Source organism: Clostridium sp. CCUG 7971, from assembly GCF_017590215.1.
Lineage (GTDB): Bacteria > Bacillota > Clostridia > Peptostreptococcales > Peptostreptococcaceae > Faecalimicrobium.
In genome coordinates, this window is the sequence record NZ_JAFFPK010000045.1 from 1 (window position 1) to 17864 (window position 17864).

At 28.4% G+C, this 17864-nt stretch carries 16 protein-coding genes; 15 read left to right on the forward strand and 1 reads right to left on the reverse strand.

What is annotated here, in order from left to right; translation table 11 throughout:
* The first annotated feature begins 33 nt into the window (after window positions 1-33).
* Entirely contained in the window at window positions 34-1068 is a 1035-nt protein-coding gene (locus JWF52_RS06550; RefSeq protein ID WP_208332709.1) for a hypothetical protein, read from the forward strand.
* A gap of 70 nt (window positions 1069-1138) precedes the next feature.
* Here the strand turns inward: JWF52_RS06550 and JWF52_RS06555 are convergent, their stop codons facing one another.
* Window positions 1139-2926: an Rqc2 family fibronectin-binding protein gene (locus JWF52_RS06555; RefSeq protein ID WP_208332710.1), complete on the reverse strand. Its 1788-nt coding sequence runs from the start codon at window positions 2924-2926 to the stop codon at window positions 1139-1141.
* A 197-nt stretch (window positions 2927-3123) separates the two neighbouring features.
* Here JWF52_RS06555 and dapF point away from each other — a divergent pair, with 197 nt between their 5' ends.
* The 14 genes from dapF to pknB all read left to right on the forward strand — a co-directional run bounded on the left by dapF (window position 3124) and on the right by pknB (window position 17670).
* Window positions 3124-3945 (forward strand): diaminopimelate epimerase, encoded by an 822-nt coding sequence (gene dapF / locus JWF52_RS06560; protein ID WP_208332712.1) that lies wholly within the window; start codon window positions 3124-3126, stop codon window positions 3943-3945.
* 1 nt (window position 3946) lies between these two features.
* Window positions 3947-4828, forward strand: a complete 882-nt coding sequence (locus tag JWF52_RS06565; protein WP_208332715.1) for a YicC/YloC family endoribonuclease — start codon at window positions 3947-3949, stop codon at window positions 4826-4828.
* Between the two features lie 73 nt (window positions 4829-4901).
* Entirely contained in the window at window positions 4902-5519 is a 618-nt protein-coding gene (gmk, locus tag JWF52_RS06570; RefSeq protein ID WP_208332718.1) for a guanylate kinase, read from the forward strand.
* 1 nt (window position 5520) lies between these two features.
* Window positions 5521-5787 (forward strand): DNA-directed RNA polymerase subunit omega, encoded by a 267-nt coding sequence (rpoZ, locus tag JWF52_RS06575; RefSeq protein ID WP_208332720.1) that lies wholly within the window; start codon window positions 5521-5523, stop codon window positions 5785-5787.
* A 5-nt stretch (window positions 5788-5792) separates the two neighbouring features.
* Complete coding sequence (gene coaBC / locus JWF52_RS06580; RefSeq protein ID WP_208332722.1) at window positions 5793-6992, forward strand: bifunctional phosphopantothenoylcysteine decarboxylase/phosphopantothenate--cysteine ligase CoaBC; 1200 nt, start codon at window positions 5793-5795, stop codon at window positions 6990-6992.
* Between the two features lie 148 nt (window positions 6993-7140).
* Window positions 7141-9630 carry a primosomal protein N' gene (gene priA / locus JWF52_RS06585; protein WP_208332724.1) on the forward strand — a complete coding sequence of 830 codons (2490 nt, stop codon included), beginning with the start codon at window positions 7141-7143 and terminating at the stop codon, window positions 9628-9630.
* A gap of 18 nt (window positions 9631-9648) precedes the next feature.
* Window positions 9649-10089: a peptide deformylase gene (gene def / locus JWF52_RS06590; protein WP_208332726.1), complete on the forward strand. Its 441-nt coding sequence runs from the start codon at window positions 9649-9651 to the stop codon at window positions 10087-10089.
* 14 nt (window positions 10090-10103) lie between these two features.
* Window positions 10104-11033, forward strand: coding sequence for a methionyl-tRNA formyltransferase (gene fmt, locus JWF52_RS06595; protein WP_208332728.1), 930 nt, complete (start codon window positions 10104-10106; stop codon window positions 11031-11033).
* Window positions 11034-11045: 12 nt separating this feature from the next.
* On the forward strand, window positions 11046-11780 hold the full coding sequence (locus JWF52_RS06600) for a DUF116 domain-containing protein (protein ID WP_286184034.1): 735 nt from the start codon (window positions 11046-11048) through the stop codon (window positions 11778-11780).
* Between the two features lie 19 nt (window positions 11781-11799).
* Entirely contained in the window at window positions 11800-12504 is a 705-nt protein-coding gene (locus tag JWF52_RS06605) for a zinc metallopeptidase (RefSeq protein WP_208332730.1), read from the forward strand.
* Window positions 12505-12629: 125 nt separating this feature from the next.
* Window positions 12630-13955 carry a 16S rRNA (cytosine(967)-C(5))-methyltransferase RsmB gene (rsmB, locus tag JWF52_RS06610; protein ID WP_208332732.1) on the forward strand — a complete coding sequence of 442 codons (1326 nt, stop codon included), beginning with the start codon at window positions 12630-12632 and terminating at the stop codon, window positions 13953-13955.
* A gap of 7 nt (window positions 13956-13962) precedes the next feature.
* Window positions 13963-14994 (forward strand): dual-specificity RNA methyltransferase RlmN, encoded by a 1032-nt coding sequence (gene rlmN, locus JWF52_RS06615; protein ID WP_208332734.1) that lies wholly within the window; start codon window positions 13963-13965, stop codon window positions 14992-14994.
* An 18-nt stretch (window positions 14995-15012) separates the two neighbouring features.
* Window positions 15013-15762, forward strand: a complete 750-nt coding sequence (locus tag JWF52_RS06620; RefSeq protein WP_208332736.1) for a Stp1/IreP family PP2C-type Ser/Thr phosphatase — start codon at window positions 15013-15015, stop codon at window positions 15760-15762.
* A gap of 12 nt (window positions 15763-15774) precedes the next feature.
* Window positions 15775-17670: a Stk1 family PASTA domain-containing Ser/Thr kinase gene (gene pknB / locus JWF52_RS06625; protein WP_208332738.1), complete on the forward strand. Its 1896-nt coding sequence runs from the start codon at window positions 15775-15777 to the stop codon at window positions 17668-17670.
* The last annotated feature ends 194 nt before the right edge of the window (window positions 17671-17864 follow it).

Sequence of the window (17864 nt, forward strand, 5' to 3'; positions counted from 1 at the left end):
ATGAATTATATTTAAGATAATCGGGGGATGACTATGAAAAAAGATAAAAATGATTTGAATGAAGTTTGGTATAACAAGATATTTTGTGATTACATTTCAAGGCAATATACTTCTTTGAATAGTATTAATAACCATAAAAGAAGAGAAGAAAAATTAGATGTATCAGGTAGTTGGTCAACAAATTGGGGAGCTTTGAAGTTATTTCAAGAAGGCAATGTGGTTACTGGAAGCTATGAGTGGGATAATGGAAAAATAGAAGGAACAATAGATGGATATAATTTTAAAGGATTTTGGTCAGAGCCACCAACTTATGAATGTCCAGATCTTAAAGGTGAATTAAATTTAAAAATTTCTATTACAGGCAAAAGTTTTGATGGAACCTGGTCATATTGTGATCTAACGAAAGGAGGAGTATGGGTAGGCGCAAAAACTGCTAAACCAGAATCAACAAGTGTAGATGGTTCATGGTCGGTTAATAATGGTATATTACTTTTAGAAGAAGGTAATGGAAAAGTTGATGGAACTTATATAGAAGGATTAAGTGAAAACCCTATTAGATTATATGGAGATATTGTAAAAGATGATAACTTAAATAAGTTTATAGTGGATGGTGAATGGAATAAAGGATCTACTTATGAATGTCCAAATGATAAAGGAAAGATACGTATAGAATTTGATATACCAATAAATAATGCAAAAATATATTTTCTAGATTGTGATGGAAACGTAGATAGAACTAAAATATATGAAGGCATAAGAATTGTTGGTCCAGAGCCGTTAAATATATCCGGTGATTGGAATGCAAATATTGGAAATATAAGATTTGTTCAAAATGGAGGAGTAGCATTAGGCTCGTACAAGCTAGGAAAGGCTAGTATGGAAGGAAGAATAATAGGTAATGTTTTCATAGGGAAATGGTATGAAGCTGGTAGTTATTCTTGCCCATATGATAGTGGAAATGTACAATTAATATTTTCAACTAATGCAAGAGTTTTTGAAGGATATTGGTCATACTGCAATGAAAATTTCAACTATACAAATGTATGGAAAGGTGTAAAGACTAGTTAATTATTAATGATAAAAAACTATAAAAGAATAAAAAATAGCAGCTTGAAAATTAATTTCAAGCTGCTATTTTTTATTCTTTTATTTTTAATTTTGCAACTAATTCTTCTGTTGGTGTAACATATACAGTAGAATTAGTTTCATAAATTACCATACCAGGTTTTGCTCCATTAGGTTTTTTGATATTTTTCTTTTTAGTATAATCAACAGGAACTTGTGATGACATTTTAGATTTACTAAAATATGCTGCAAGCATAGCTCCTTCAAATATAGCTTCATCACTAACTTCTTTACCTTCAGTTTTTATAATAACGTGAGATCCAGGTATATTTTTAGTATGCATCCAGATATCATTATTGTCTGCAATCTTTAAAGTAAGGTGGTCATTTTGCTTATTATTTTTACCAACTAGAATTTTAAATCCATCAGAACTTATAAATTCATGAGGTTTTGTAGTAAGCTTAGTTTCTTTATTAGTGTTTACTTTTTTATTATTTTTACCTTTAATTTTTAGATATCCAACCCTAGAAAGTTCTTCTCTTATATCTAAAAGCTCGGCTAAATTTTCACAGTTTTCTATACTTAAAATAATATTTTCTAAATAATTAATCTCATCAAGGCTTATTTCTATTTGATGAGCAAGCTCTTTTTTTGCAGTTTTCATTTTATTATATTTTTTAAAATACTTTTGAGCATTTTCAGAAGGAGTAAGATTTTTATTTAAGGATATAGTTATATCTTTATACTCAGGGTCGTAGAAGTTAGAAACTTCAACATTTTTCATTCCTTTTTCTATCATATAAATATAAGATGTTATTAACTCACCTTTAACTTTGAAAATATCTGCATTTTCAGATTCTATTAACTCTTCTTCTTGTTTGTGTAACTTATTGTAAAGTCTATCAAGCTTTATAGATATACTTTTTCTTAAATCAGAAGAACGTTGATGTATTCTATCTTTTATATCTTTAGTTCTATAATAATCCTCTAGTATTTTAGACATACTTTCATCATTTATAAATGATAATTCTTTAAATAAAGTTAAATCAATACAGCTAAAATCTATAACTTTATCTATATCTTCATTAATAACAATACATGGATTATATTTATTATTATTTATATTATTGAATAAATTTGAAAACTCACCGTAAAGAGAATCAAATTGACTATCATTACAATCTGTAGTATTAAGTTTTTCATCTATATTAGCCCTAAAACAAATTTCCTTAGCAACAATAGGACTTATACCTAAGAATTTAGAGTATACGGACTTAAAGATGGCTCCTTCAAAGCTCTTTAAAGTTGTTACAAAACTCTCCTTAGGTATATTATCAAGTGGATTAAGTTTATCCTGAGAAGGAGGTAAAACATAAGTTACACCGGGTAATAATTGACGAACTCTACTTACGCTAAAAGGAATTCTTTTAGCAGAGTCTATAACCTTATTATCTAATGCATGAGTAAGTATTATATTACTGTGTCTTCCCATTATTTCTATATATATATCCTTAGTAGTTTTTTCTTTTAGTTCATCAAAAGATTCAACGCTAATTTTTATGATTCTTTCGAATCCAATTTGAGATACTCCGACGACGATTCCGTTTTGAATATATTTTCTAAATAACATACAAAACATTGGTGCGCTTATTGGATTTTCCTTTTTATAATTTTCTGCAAGATATACCCGAGGATTAGAAGCACTAGCGCTTAATATTAATTTGAAATTTTCTTTATTGTTTCTTATATGTAAAACTAATTCATCATTTTCTGGTTGATGAACTTTATCTACTTTACCACCTAAAATTTTTGATGATAACTCATCTACTATAGAATGTATAACTAAACCATCTAAAGCCATGATATCACTCCTTTCATAAACGTAGTACGTTATAAACTAATTATTACATAATATATATATATTGTGAATAGTCAGCTTTATTTAATCAACTTTTTGGATGAATATTTAATATATTTTTTAACTTAATAAAATTTCCTTTTCTAAGTGAAATATTGTATAATTATAAGTTAGAGATTAAAAATAAAAGGGGAGATATTATGAAATTTTGGAAGTTGCATGGAATAGGAAATGATTTTATTGCTATAGACAAAAGATTTGATCAAAAATCATCCTCAAGCTACTCTAATTTAGCTAGACTTGTATGTCATAGAAGATTTTCAGTTGGAGCAGATGGTTTATTAATTGTTAAAAATTCTAACAGAGCAGATGTAGAAATGGTATACTATAACTCAGATGGCTCAAGAGCTGCAATGTGTGGAAATGGACTTAGATGTTTTGTAAAATTTGTTTATGATAATAATATAGTTACTAAAGAAGAGTTTAGTGTAGAAACATTAGATGGTATTAAAAATATAAAGATTAATACAGAAGATAAAACTATAAAAGTAAATATGGGGAAATATAGTTTTAAATCTAATGATATTTTATTAGATAACAATAAAGATAAACTTATAAATGAAAAGATTAAAATTTTAGATAAAGAATTCAATATAAACTTTGTACTAATGGGTGTACCCCATGTAGTAATATTAGTCGATAAATTAAATAAAGAAGAAGTATTTAAATATGGAAAAGAAATAGAAAATCATAATATATTCCCTAATAAAACAAATGTAAATTTTGTTAAAATAAACGATTATAAAAATATACATGTCCATACATGGGAACGAGGATGTGGATATACATTTGGATGCGGAACAGGAATGAGTGCATGTGCAGTAATTTGTAATTATTTAAATAAGGTAGATAAAAGTGTGAATGTCACATCACAAGGTGGATGTGTAAAGATAGATATAGAAGATTTTGTTTATATGACAGGACCTGCTGTAAAAATATGTGAAGGAAACTTGGAGGTATAAGATGGCTGTAAGTATGACAGGCTTTGGAAGAGGAGAATATAAAGATGATAACTACTATTTTTTAGTAGAGTGTAAAACTATAAATCATAAATATGCAGATATAAATATTCGCCTTCCAAGAAAGATATCATTTTTAGAAGATAAGGCAAGAAACTTAATTAAAGATCACGTTAAAAGAGGGAGAGTGGACTTATACATAAAACTTGACTTCCTAGGTAGTGAAGATGTAAACTTAAAGTTTGATGAGACGCTAGCTACTCAATATGTAGGTATATTAAAACAAATTAAAGAAAAATTTGATTTAGTAGATGATATAAGTGTTATGAATGTAGCAAAATTTCCTGATGTAGTTAAAAGTGAAGAAAAAGAAGAAGATGAAGAATTACTATGGTCTATGTTTAAAAAAGCATTAGAAGAAGCTTTAGTAAAATTAAAAGAAATGAGAAGTGAAGAAGGAAAAAAATTAGCAGAAGATATTGCAATGAGATGTGACCTTCTTAAAAATTATATTGAAGAAATTGAAAAGTACTCATATAATGTTGTTATTGACTATAAAGAGAAGTTAAATAATAGAATAAGTGAAATCCTGGAAAACCCTAGCATAATAGATGAAAATAGACTAGCTCAAGAGGTTGCAATATACGCAGATAAAAGTAGTATAACTGAAGAGATAGTTAGATTTAATTCTCATATAGAACAACTTAAAAAGACAGTTGTAAAAAATGAATCAATAGGAAGAAAAATAGACTTTTTAATTCAAGAAATGAATAGAGAGACTAACACTATAGGCTCAAAGTCATCAGATTTAAATATAACTAACTTAGTTGTTGAAGTAAAAAGTGAATTAGAAAAAATAAGAGAACAAATACAAAATATAGAGTAGATAGAAATAAAAACTATAACATAGATTCTAATAAAAATGAGAAACATTTGTATAATGAGAAAGGAAGATATTAATGCTTAAGAGAAAAGGGCTATTATTAGTTGTATCAGGGCCATCAGGTGCTGGAAAAGGTACTATATGCAAAGAGTTATTACAAAAAAATGATCAGATAAAATTATCCGTATCAGCAACAACGAGGAAACCAAGAAATGGAGAAGTTGATGGAGTAAATTATTTCTTTATAGAGAAAGAGAAATTTACAGATATGATAGGAAAAGGTGAGTTTTTAGAGTATGCTCAAATTTATGATAATTTTTATGGTACTCCAAAAGCAGCTATAATAGAATGCTTAGAAAATGGGCAAGATGTTGTATTAGAAATAGAAATGCAAGGAGCTAAGCAAATAAAAGAAGTTTATCCTGAAGGAGTGTTTATATTTGTACTTCCTCCATCTCTTGAAGAACTAAAAAATAGAATAGTTGGAAGAGGAACAGAAACAAAAGAAGAAATAGATAAAAGATTCAGCTGTGCATTTGAAGAAATAAATCAAATAGTAAATTATGACTACTTTGTAGTAAATAAAGATGTAAAACAATCAACAAAAGAAGTAGAAAGCATAATATTAGCTGAAAAGAATAAAGTTACTAGATATAAAAATAATATAATAGAAAAGTTTAAGGAGGAATTATAATATGTTAAAACCATCAATCAATGAAGTATTAAACAAAATAGACAATAGATACTACTTAGTAGGAACTGTTGCAAAAAGAGCTAGAGAAATAATCGACGGTGCAGATATCTATGTTTATAATAGACAAAATGAAACTAAACCAGTTAGCATAGCTACTCAAGAAGTTGCTGAAGGAGAAATAACTTATAGATTATTAACTCAAGAAGAAATAGATATAGAAGAAGCTAAAACTCAAGCAGAACAAAGACAAAATATAATAGAGGAGTAATCCAAATGCTTAAAAACAAGACTGTTGTAATTGGTGTAAGTGGCGGAATAGCCGTATATAAAGCATTAGATGTTGTAAGTAGACTAAAAAAATTAGGCGCAAATGTACGTGTGATAATGACTAAGTCAGCAACTGAATTTGTTACTCCGTTATCATTTCAATCTTTAAGCCAAAATTATGTAGTTTATGACATGTTTGAGGAGCCGAAAACTTGGGATGTAGAACATATATCACTAGCTAAATCTGCGGATGTGTTTTTAATAGCACCGGCAACGGCTAATGTAATAGGTAAAATGGCAAATGGAATAGCTGATGATATGCTTACAACAACAGTTATGGCAACAAAAGGAAAAATATTAATAGCACCAGCTATGAATACTAATATGTATGAAAATCCTATAGTTCAAAGAAATATAAGTATATTAAAAGAACTAGGGTATGAATTCGTCGAACCTGAAAGTGGTAGACTTGCTTGTGGAGATGTTGGTAAAGGAAAATTAGCAACTCCAGAAGATATAGTAAATCAAGTTGTCAAATTACTTACAAAAGAAAAAGATTTAAGTGGTAAAAGTATAATAGTTACTGCAGGACCAACAATGGAAAGTATAGATCCAGTAAGATATATAACAAATAGATCAAGTGGAAAGATGGGATATTCAATAGCAAGTGAAGCTATAAGTAGAGGGGCTGATGTAACTTTAATATCAGGACCTACAAATATAAATCCACCACAAAATCTTAAAAAATTAATTAGAATAGAAACAGCTCAAGAAATGTATGATGCAGTTATAAATAATATGGATGATAATCAAGTAATTATAAAAAGTGCAGCTGTGGCAGATTATAAGCCTAAAAACTATTCTAATAAAAAAATAAAGAAAACTAATGATGACTTATTTATAGAATTAGATAGAAATAAAGACATTGCTTATGAAATAGGTAAAGTTAAAAATGATAAAGTATTAGTTGGATTTGCAGCAGAAACTAATGACCTTATAGAAAACGCTAAAGGTAAAATTAAAAAGAAAAACTTTGATTTTATAGTAGCAAATGATTTAACTAAAGAAGGTGCAGGATTTGGAGTTGACACTAACATAGTAAAGATCGTAGATAAGGATGGAAACATTACTGAATACCCAAAAATGAAAAAAGAAGAAGTAGCTAACGTTATTTTAGATAAAGTTAAATTACTACTTGAAAGATAAGCATCTATTTAATAGATGCTTATATTTTTTAAGTATAATAAAATTATATTTTATCTGGTTTATGGAAAAAATATAATTTTTAGAAACTAAATTTGAGAAATGAATTTTAAATTATAAATAACAGTATGATAAAAATCGAGGTTATAATATGGAAAAATATGCAAAAGTCATAGTTAGAAGTAATACTATACATACAGACAACCTATTTACATACCAAGTTCCGGATTTTTTTATAGAAGAATTACATATAGGTCATAGGATCTTAGTTCCATTTGGAAAGGGAAATAAGCCAACGGAAGCCTTTGTATTTGAACTTACAGATGATATAGATGAAAAAATAAAAGCTAAAGAAGTTATAGATTTATTAGATGAAAATCCTATATTTAGGGTAGAAGATTTAGAATTAGTAAATTGGATGAAAAACAGATACTTATGTACATATATAGATTGTATAAACTTAATATATCCAAAGGGGTATAAGCTTAATAACTATAAAGTTGTAAGTTTAAGTGATAAACTTTTAAGTTTAAGTAACATTCAATTTCAAAAAGTTCTAGAAACATTAAATGAAAATCAAAGTAAAGTAGTAGATGAGATTTTAAGAAGTAAAGGTAAAGTTAAGGTTGAAAAGTTAAAATATATACAAAATATAAATAGTTTATTAGATAGAATGAGTAAGAAAAATATAGTTAAGTTAAGTTGGGAATATAAAAATCATAAAAATGAAAAAAAGATATGCTATATATCATTAGCTATTGAAAGTAATGAAATAGATGAATTTATAAAAACAAATAAAATAAATTTAGGAAGCAAGCAAAAAGAAATAATAAAATTCTTAAAAAATAATGATAATGTTGAAATAAATGATTTGGTTGAAATCTTAAAAACATCAAAACAAAGTATAAATTCTTTACATGATAAAAATTTAATTACATTAGAATTAAAAGATTATTATAGAAATCCAGACGAAATATATAAATCGGTAAATAAAGAGATAATACTTAATGATGAACAAGCCCATGCAATAAACAAGGTAACATCAGAAATGTTTGATGAAAATAAAAAACCATATATATTAAAAGGTGTTACTGGCAGTGGTAAGACGGAAGTATATATGGAAATTATAGATTATGCACTAAACCAAGGATTAGATAGTATTGTATTAGTTCCTGAAATAGCACTTACTCCACAAACAATATCTAGATTTAAAAATAGATTTGGTGATATTGTAGGAGTATTTCATAGTCAGTTATCAGAAGGTCAAAAGCATGATGTATATAAAGCTATAAAATCTGGAAAAGTAAGAATTCTAATAGGCGCAAGGTCGGCGTTATTTGCACCATTTAATAGCTTAGGCGTTATTATAATAGATGAGTTTCATGAATCATCATATAAATCAGAAAAGAACCCTAAATTTAGTGCAATAGAAGTAGCAAGATATATGGCTATGAAAAATGATGTATCTTTAGTTTTAGGATCAGCGACGCCTTCAGTTGAAGAATATTATAAAGCAAAAAATGGTGAGTATGAACTTATTGAAATAAAGCAAAGAGCAAATAAAAAGCCTCTTCCTAAAATTGAAGTTGTAGATATGAAGTCTGAGCTAAATAACGGAAATAAAAGCATATTTAGTAATAGGCTTCAAGGAGAAATAGAAGAAGCAATTAAAAATAAAAATCAGGTAATACTATTTTTAAATAGAAGAGGATATGCAAGTTTTGTATCTTGTAGAAAATGTGGATATGTATTTCAGTGTGAAAACTGTGATATATCTCTTACTTATCACAAAAGAAGCAATAGTGGAAGATGTCATTACTGTGGGTACGAAAAAGAAATACCAAAAGAGTGCCCTGAATGTGGTAGTAACTATGTAAAACCTTTTGGTATAGGGACGCAAAAGATTGAAGAAGAATTAAACAGTATATTTGAAGATATCAAAGTATTAAGAATGGATAAAGATACAACATCAAAAAAAGGTTCTTTAGAAGAAATTTTAAATAAATTTAAAAATAAGGAAGCTGAAGTATTAATAGGAACACAGATGCTTAGTAAAGGATTAGATTTTGATAATGTTACTTTAGTTGGAATTTTATCTGCTGATATGATTTTAAATTTCCCTGATTTTAAAAGTTTTGAAACAACATTCCAATTAGTTACTCAAGTTTCAGGACGTGCAGGCAGATCTGACAAAGAAGGAAAGGTAATACTTCAAACTTATGATACAGACCACTATGCAATAAGACGAGCTATAAACTATGATTATGAAGGATTTTATGAAGATGAAATAAAAATTAGAATGGCTTTTGGGTATGCACCATTTAATAATATGGTAAGTGTGGTAATAAGTGGAGAAAATGAAAGATTAGTAAAGCAAAACGCTCAAAATATGTATGATTCGATTATTTACTTACTTAAAAGTAGGGGGATAAATGATTTTGATTTTGTATTAGGTCCAAATCCTTGTTCCATATCTAAAATAAATCAAAATTACAGATGGCAGATATTATTTAAGGATGATAATATTGAAATTAATTTATTAAAGGGTATAATAAAATATATATGTATAACGAAAAGAGATACAGTATTTAATAAAGAAATTAATGTATCAATAGATATTAACCCAAATAGCGTATTATAAACTTAGGAGGAAAGAAAAATGGCATTAAGAGAGATTGTTCAAATAGGAGAACCAGTACTTAGAAAAAAATCAAAAAAGGTAGAACAAATAGATAATAAGATAATACAATTATTAGATGATATGGCAGATACTATGTATAATGCGGATGGTGTTGGTCTTGCTGCACCACAAGTTGGTATGCTTAAGAGAGTTGTAGTTATAGATATTGGAGATGGATTAATAGAACTTATAAATCCTGAAATAATAGAGACATCTGGAGAGCAAGTAGATGACGAAGGATGTTTAAGTGTTGTAGGTGAGTCAGGTGCTGTTAGAAGACCATATTATGTAAAAGTAAGAGCATTTGATAGACAAGGTAGATTATTTGAAATGGAAGGTGAAGAGCTATTAGCTAGAGCTTTCTGTCATGAAATAGACCATTTAGATGGAGTATTATTTGTAGATAAAATAGGAAAGTAGTAGGTGTTAATTTAATGAGAATATTATTTATGGGAACACCTGACATTGCAGTTGGATGTTTACAAAAAATTATAGATGAAAAACATGAAATTATAGGTGTTGTAACTCAGCCGGATAAACCAGTTGGAAGAGGTAAAAAACTAGGTATGCCACCTGTAAAAGAACTAGCCTTAAAATACAACATAGATGTATATCAACCAGTAAAGGCTAGAGATGAAGAATTTGTTAATGTATTAAAAGAGTTAAGTCCAGACTTAATAGTAGTAGTTGCATTTGGTCAGATATTACCTAAATCAATCTTAGATATTCCAAAACTTGGATGTGTAAATGTCCATGTTTCATTATTACCAAAGTATAGAGGAGCAGCTCCGATAAATTGGGTAATAATAAATGGAGAAGAAAAAACAGGTGTAACAACTATGTATATGGATGAAGGCTTAGATACAGGAGATATGATATTAACATCTGAATTTGATCTTGATGATGAAATAACAGCTGGAGAACTTCATGATAAAATGATGGAAATTGGAGCTAAAACTTTAAAAGAGACAATAAATTTAATAGAAAAGGGAGAAGCTCCTAGAATACCTCAAAATCATGATGAATTTTCTTATGCTCCTATTATGAATAAATCATTAGGTAATATTGATTGGAATAAAAGTGCAAGAGAAATACATAATCTTGTAAGAGGAGTAAATCCATGGCCAAGTGCTTATACAACTTATAATGATGCTACTATGAAAGTTTGGAAAACTAAAGTTCTAAGTGAAAGTAGTAAAAAAGCACCTGGAACAATACTTAAAGTAGATAAAGAGGGTATAAGAGTTTCAAGCAACGACAATGTAATTTTAATAGAAGAAATGCAAATGCCAGGAAAGAAAAGAGTTTTAGTATCAGAATATATAAAAGGAAATAGTATAGAAACCGATATAGTTTTAGGTTAGGTGGAAGACATTATGGACGCAAAAAAGTATATGACTACTGTAGGTATATTAATAGGAATACTTATAGTTGGAGGATTAGGTATAAATTTATTCGTATCTAATTTAACTCATGTTTTTTCAGTATTAATAAACATTATAGTTGTAGTATTAGTATGTATAATAATATTTTCATTAATTATTACAAATAATGTTATTAAAGATAAAAAAGTTAGTCCGCATTTTATGAAAATTAATTTTAATATAGTAAGTTTATTATTTCCTGTAATAACACTTATAGGAAATAGCATAGGTGTATCTAAAAATGAGCTAAGAAAAGTATTTGTTAAGTTAAATAACAATTATATATATAGTAATAAATATAATTTAAAGAGTGAAGAAATACTTATACTAATACCTCACTGTATACAAAAGAGTAGTTGTAAATTAAAAGTAACAACTAAAATAGAAAACTGTGCAGAATGTGGATTATGTAATGTAGGAGATTTAGTTAAACTAAAAGAGAAAACAAATGTAAATATATTCGTAGCTACAGGAGGAACTTTAGCTAGAAAAATTATAATAGAAAATAAACCTAAAGCAGTTATAGCAGTTGCTTGTGAAAGAGATTTAACATCAGGAGTTCAAGATGTTAAAGGTATACCAGTACTTGGGGTATTTAATAAAAGACCTAATGGACCTTGTGTAGATACAACTATAGATATAAGTGAAGTTGAAAGAGCTATAAACTTTTTCATAAATAAAAATTAATGATAGGAGTGTATTTTATATGCCTGGATACTATGGATATGGTTATGGAATTCTTGATCCAACAATGATTATATTAATTCCTGCTATATTATTTACAATGTATGCTCAATTTAAGGTGAGCTCAACAACAAGTAAATACTTAAGAGTAAATGCTCAAAGAGGATATAGCGGAGAGCAAGTGGCAAGAAAAATATTAGATTCAAATGGATTATATAATGTTAGCATAGAAATGGTTAGAGGACATTTAAGTGATCACTATGACCCAAGAAGAAATGTAGTAAGATTATCACAAGATATATACTATGGTACTTCAATTACTTCAGTTTCAGTTGCAGCACATGAGTGTGGTCATGCAATCCAACATGCAAAAGGATATATACCACTTAACTTTAGAAGCGCATTAGTTCCAGTAGTAAACTTTTCATCAAATATATCATGGCTTTTAATAGCTTTAGGATTTATTATGAGAGGCCCATTTTTACAAATTGGGATATTATTATTCGCTGCGTCAGTATTATTCCAACTAGTAACTTTACCAGTAGAATTTAATGCTTCAAATAGAGCGGTAGTTCAACTTGCAAACTTAGGACTTGTTGAGGGAAGAGAAAAAAATCAAAGTAGAGAAGTTCTTACAGCAGCAGCTTTAACTTATGTTGCAGCAGCATTAACATCGGTGCTTCAACTTTTAAGATTATTAGCAATAGCAAATAGAAACAATGATTAAAGGAGATTGTCCTAGTATTTCTAGGACTTTTTCTATTTAAGTAATGGACCGGACTTTAAAGGTCATTGGCGATATGAAGTGGTTTTAACGAAGTAAATTTGTATATAACTTAAGGAGAAATTTATATGAACGCAAGAGAAATAGCATTTAAGGTGCTTTGTGATATAGAAGAAAATAACAATTATTCTAATATAGCAATAAACAAGCACTTTAAAAATTTAAGTTTAAGTAACCAAGATAGAGGTTTTGCCACAGAACTTATATATGGAGTGGTAGAAAATAAGTATTATTTAGATTATATAATCGATAAACTTTCAAAGATTAAGACGCAAAAATTATCAACTTATGTTAAAATATTGCTAAGGATGGGAATTTATCAAATCGCGTTTTTAGATGGCATATCAGATTATGCGCTTGTAAATGAAACTGTAAATTTAGTAAAAAAATATGATAAAAGATCATCTGGATTTGTAAATGCAATTCTTAGAAATATAATAAGAAATAAAGAAGAAGTGTTAAAGGTAGATACAGGTAGTGAAATAATGGACTTATCTACAAAATACTCATATAGTCCATGGATGATAAAAAATTGGATGAATAGCTTCTCTAAGGAATTTACAGAAGATTTACTAGAAGCTAATAGTGAAAGGCCAAGTATTTATTTAAGAGTGAATATGCTTAAAACTAATCGAGATGAGCTTTTAAATAAGCTAAAGGAAATGGATATAAAAGCTTATAAAGTTACTCATGTAGAAGAAGCTATAAAGGTGGAAAATCTTAAAAATATAGAAAATAATGAGTTATTTAAAGAAGGCTTATTTACAATACAAGATATTAGTTCTATGCTAGTAGGAAAAGTAATTAATCCTAAGGAAAATTCTTTAGTATTAGATGTATGTAGTGCACCAGGAGGGAAATCTACTCACTTAGCAACACTTATGAATAACACTGGTAAAGTAGTAGCAAGAGATGTATTTGAACATAAGTTAAAACTTATAGATAATACAGTAAAAAGGTTAGGTCTTGAAAATATAGAAATCGGAAGTTACGATGCATCTAAATTAGATGTAGAAAGTATAGAAAAATATGATTATGTATTAGCTGATGTTCCTTGTTCTGGATTGGGTATAATAAGAAGAAAGCCTGAAATAAAATTTAAAACTAAGGCGGAACTTAAAGATTTACCATCAATACAAAAGACAATTTTAGAAAATGCATCAAAGTATGTAAAAGTTAATGGAATATTAGTTTATAGTACATGTACAATTCAAGATAGCGAAAATATTGATGTAGTTAATGAATTTTTAAAGGAAAATGAAAATTTTGAATTAGTACCAATTGATGAAATAAATATAGATTTAGATAATCAAGATAAAGGATATTTAAAAATATATCCAAATATTCATGGTATGGATGGTTTCTTTATAGCAAAATTAAAGAAAGTAAGGTAGTGATAATATGAATCAGAAAAAGACGGCATTAAAAAACTTTACAGAGTTAGAAATGAAAGAATTTATGAAAACTATAGGTGAAAAGCCATTTAGAGGTAGTCAGATTTTTTCATGGATATATAAAGGAGCTAAAAGTTTTGATGATATGAATAATATTCCTAAGAGCTTAAGAGAAAAGCTTGATGAGGTATCATACATTGGTAATATAGAAGTTGAATTAAAGTTAGAATCAAAAGTTGATAAAACGAAAAAATATTTATTCTTATTAAATGATGGAAATATAATCGAAACTGTAATGATGGATTATGAAGACAGAGTTACAGTATGCATTTCAAATCAAGTAGGATGTAGAATGGGATGCAAATTCTGTGCGTCCACAATAGATGGTTTACTTAGAAACTTAGAACCATGGGAAATACTAGATCAAATATTAAAAATACAAGAAGATACGGGTAAAAGAGTATCAAATCTTGTTTTAATGGGAAGCGGAGAACCATTAGATAATTTTGAAAATACTAAACAGTTTTTAAAAATAGTAAATGATGAGAATGGTCTAAATATTGGATATAGACATATAACACTATCAACTTGTGGAATAGCCCCTAAAATGAGAGAATTAGCAGATTTAGGTTTGCCTATAAATTTAGCCTTATCTCTTCATTCTCCATATGATGAAAAAAGGATAGAAATTATGCCAGTGGCTAAAGCCTATTCTATAAAAGATATATTAGATGCATGTAAGTATTATATACAACAGACTAATAGAAGAGTTACATTAGAATATTCATTAATAAAAGGAGTTAACGATTCAGAACAAGAAGCATTAGCCCTTGTAAAATTATTAAAAGGAATGTTATGCCATGTTAACTTAATACCAATAAACAACGTGGAAGAAAGAGATTTTGAAAGACCAAATAAAGCTTATATTTATAAGTTTAGGGATATCCTAGAAAAAAATAATATACCAGCTACTGTTAGAATTTCTATGGGCTCTGATATAGGTGGAGCCTGTGGACAATTAAGAAGAAAGCATAAGTAGCTTTAAGGGGGAAGTTGTATGATTTATAGTTGTGCCTCCCATATAGGAAAAGTGAGAAAAAATAATGAAGATTACTGTAAGGGGGAAATTATAGATACAGATTATGGATCTATAGGAATATTTGCGTTAGCTGATGGGATGGGTGGCCATAAAAAAGGTGAAGTTGCAAGTAAATTAGCTGTTGAAAATATAATTTGTTTTTTTAAAGAGAATTTATTACAAAGTACAAACATAAAAATAGATTATGTGGATGATATAGTTAAACAAGCTTACAATAATGTGAATTCCATTATACATGAAAAATCTATATCAAATGTAGATTATGAAGGCATGGGAACTACTTTAACGACAGCTATATTATATAAAAATAACTTATATATTGCCAATGTAGGTGATAGTAGATGCTATTTATTAAAAGATAATAAATTTGACCAAATAACAAAAGACCATTCCGTAGTTCAAGAGCTTATAGAAGCGAATATTATTACAAAAAGTGAAGCTAAAAACCATCCTCGTAGAAATCATATAACTAGAGCAATGGGCACAGATGAACTAGTTATAGTAGACATATTTAAGATAGAGATAGATAGAGGAGATAAAATCCTACTTGCTACAGACGGATTGACAGGATTTGTAGATGATGAAGTTATAAAAGAGATAATATCAAAAGATGAAGACATAATGAATTTAACTGAAGAGTTAATAAATACAGCTAATAATATTTCTGGTAAGGATAATGTTTCAGTTATATTAATAGAAGATAAATAGGATGGTGATAAAGTGGGAGAAACTGTTTTAGGAAACAGATATGAAATCATCAGAAAAATTGGTGATGGAGGAATGGCCTTTGTTTATGAAGCTAAAGATAGATTACTAAACAGAACTGTAGCTGTTAAAGTACTAAGGCCTGAGTTTGTAGATGATGAAGAGTTTTTAGGTAAGTTTAAAAGAGAAGCTGAAGCTGTGGCAAGCCTCTCTCATCCTAATATAGTAAATGTGTATGATGTAGGTGAAGATGGTAAGGTTCATTATATAGTAATGGAATTTATTGATGGACAAAACCTAAAAGAGATAATAAAAAATGAAGGAACTTTAGATGAGTATACTGCACTAGATATAACTAAGCAGATAGCTATGGCTCTCAGTGCAGCACATAAAAAGGGTATTATACATAGAGATATAAAACCTCATAATATACTTATATCTAATGAAGGTAGAATAGTTAAGGTAGCTGATTTTGGTATAGCAAAAGCTGTTTCTAACTCTACTATGACAAATATTGGGAGTATAATAGGATCAGTACACTATTTTTCTCCTGAACAAGCAAAAGGTAAATTTGTAAGTAATAATGCAGATTTATACTCATTAGGTATAGTTTTATACGAAATGCTAATAGGAAAAGTTCCTTTTAGAGGAGACAGTCCTATATCTATAGCACTTCAACATATAAATGAAGAGATAGAATTTACACCTGATGAAAAAGTAAACATACCTCAAAGTGTTAGAACTATAATAAAGAAATTAACTGAAAAGTCAAGCTCGGATAGATATCAAAGTGCTGAAGAGTTAATAGAAGATATAGATTATATAGAAAAAAATATAGACTTAGATTTTATAAAAGAATATGATAACTATGCAACTCAAAAAATTGATGAAAGAGATATGCAAAAATCTACAAAGCCTAGGGTTGTACCTGTAGGTTTTGATGAAGATGAAGAAGATGAAGATTTGCTTGAAGAAGAAAAGCCAAAAAGCAGAAAAGAAAAAAAGAAAAGAAAAAAACAAGAAAAAGAAGAAAGTCCTAAAACAAGAAAAAGGCTTAAAGTACTAATCGGAGTTTTAGTGTTAGTTTTACTTTCACAAGTAATTTTTGCTGCTAAATTATTAGGTCCAGTGCTTGGGTCTAAAGATGGAGAAGTTTTAAAAGCACCAAATCTTAAAGATATGCATATAGATGATGCTCAAAGAGAACTTGAAAGATTAGGTTTAAATGTAACGTTAAGAGATGAGTATGATCCAAATGTAGAAAAAGATCATGTAATATCTCAAATACCAGTAGCAGAGAGTGATGTTAAAGAAGGCGATACTATAAGCATAGTATATAGTAAAGGATCAAAAAATGCAGAGGTACCTAATATAGTAGGAATTACATTAGGAGAAGCAGAAAATACATTAAAAGAAAATAAATTACAATTAGGTAATATAAGCTATGAATATAGTGACAAATTTAAACAAGGTGTTGTTTTAAGACAAAGCCCTAAATCAGGAGCTGGAACTATTGAAGAAGGCGATAAGATAGATGTTGTTGTAAGTAGAGGTCCAGAGGCGGTTAAGCCTGAAGTTCCAAAAGAAGACGATGAAAAAGACAATACAACTCAACAACCTACCAATCCCAGTGAAGGAACAGGAAACTCAAACGGAGGATCTCACTCTGGAGGGAATAATAATGGATCAAGTTCAAAACCTAACGGAAATGGTCATGGATCAAAACCTAATGGAAATGGAAATGGTAATGGATCAAATGGGTCAACAACTCCAGGAGGTAATAACGGAAGCGGATCAACTGGTGAAGGAAACGCTGGAGGAAATACTGGATCAGGGACAGAGACTCCTGGAACAGGCAGTGGAGATAGTTCTAATGAAGCACCAGAGGTAAGCACAGAATCACAAGAATAATATAAAAAAAAGCTCAACTTAATAGGTTGAGCTTTTTTATATTATTAATTAAATTTGGTTAAAGTAAAACTTTTATTTGGAGAAAGCTATATACTATAAAAGTAACTTATTATAATTAATAGAAATAAATAGTAATAAATTTTAAGCTTATTATGATATTATATAAAAATAGGATACAATATTGATATGAGTTA

What these genes read in the sequence shown, in the direction of transcription:
- gmk (WP_208332718.1), top strand. Translation starts at nt 4,902, where the DNA reads ATGCTTAAGAGAAAAGGGCTATTATTAGTTGTATCAGGGCCATCAGGT.
- rsmB (WP_208332732.1), top strand. Translation starts at nt 12,630, where the DNA reads ATGAACGCAAGAGAAATAGCATTTAAGGTGCTTTGTGATATAGAAGAA.
- JWF52_RS06605 (WP_208332730.1), top strand. Translation starts at nt 11,800, where the DNA reads ATGCCTGGATACTATGGATATGGTTATGGAATTCTTGATCCAACAATG.
- JWF52_RS06555 (WP_208332710.1), bottom strand. Translation starts at nt 2,926, where the DNA reads ATGGCTTTAGATGGTTTAGTTATACATTCTATAGTAGATGAGTTATCA.
- fmt (WP_208332728.1), top strand. Translation starts at nt 10,104, where the DNA reads ATGAGAATATTATTTATGGGAACACCTGACATTGCAGTTGGATGTTTA.
- JWF52_RS06620 (WP_208332736.1), top strand. Translation starts at nt 15,013, where the DNA reads ATGATTTATAGTTGTGCCTCCCATATAGGAAAAGTGAGAAAAAATAAT.
- dapF (WP_208332712.1), top strand. Translation starts at nt 3,124, where the DNA reads ATGAAATTTTGGAAGTTGCATGGAATAGGAAATGATTTTATTGCTATA.
- coaBC (WP_208332722.1), top strand. Translation starts at nt 5,793, where the DNA reads ATGCTTAAAAACAAGACTGTTGTAATTGGTGTAAGTGGCGGAATAGCC.
- rlmN (WP_208332734.1), top strand. Translation starts at nt 13,963, where the DNA reads ATGAATCAGAAAAAGACGGCATTAAAAAACTTTACAGAGTTAGAAATG.
- def (WP_208332726.1), top strand. Translation starts at nt 9,649, where the DNA reads ATGGCATTAAGAGAGATTGTTCAAATAGGAGAACCAGTACTTAGAAAA.
- rpoZ (WP_208332720.1), top strand. Translation starts at nt 5,521, where the DNA reads ATGTTAAAACCATCAATCAATGAAGTATTAAACAAAATAGACAATAGA.
- priA (WP_208332724.1), top strand. Translation starts at nt 7,141, where the DNA reads ATGGAAAAATATGCAAAAGTCATAGTTAGAAGTAATACTATACATACA.
- JWF52_RS06600 (WP_286184034.1), top strand. Translation starts at nt 11,046, where the DNA reads ATGGACGCAAAAAAGTATATGACTACTGTAGGTATATTAATAGGAATA.
- JWF52_RS06550 (WP_208332709.1), top strand. Translation starts at nt 34, where the DNA reads ATGAAAAAAGATAAAAATGATTTGAATGAAGTTTGGTATAACAAGATA.
- JWF52_RS06565 (WP_208332715.1), top strand. Translation starts at nt 3,947, where the DNA reads ATGGCTGTAAGTATGACAGGCTTTGGAAGAGGAGAATATAAAGATGAT.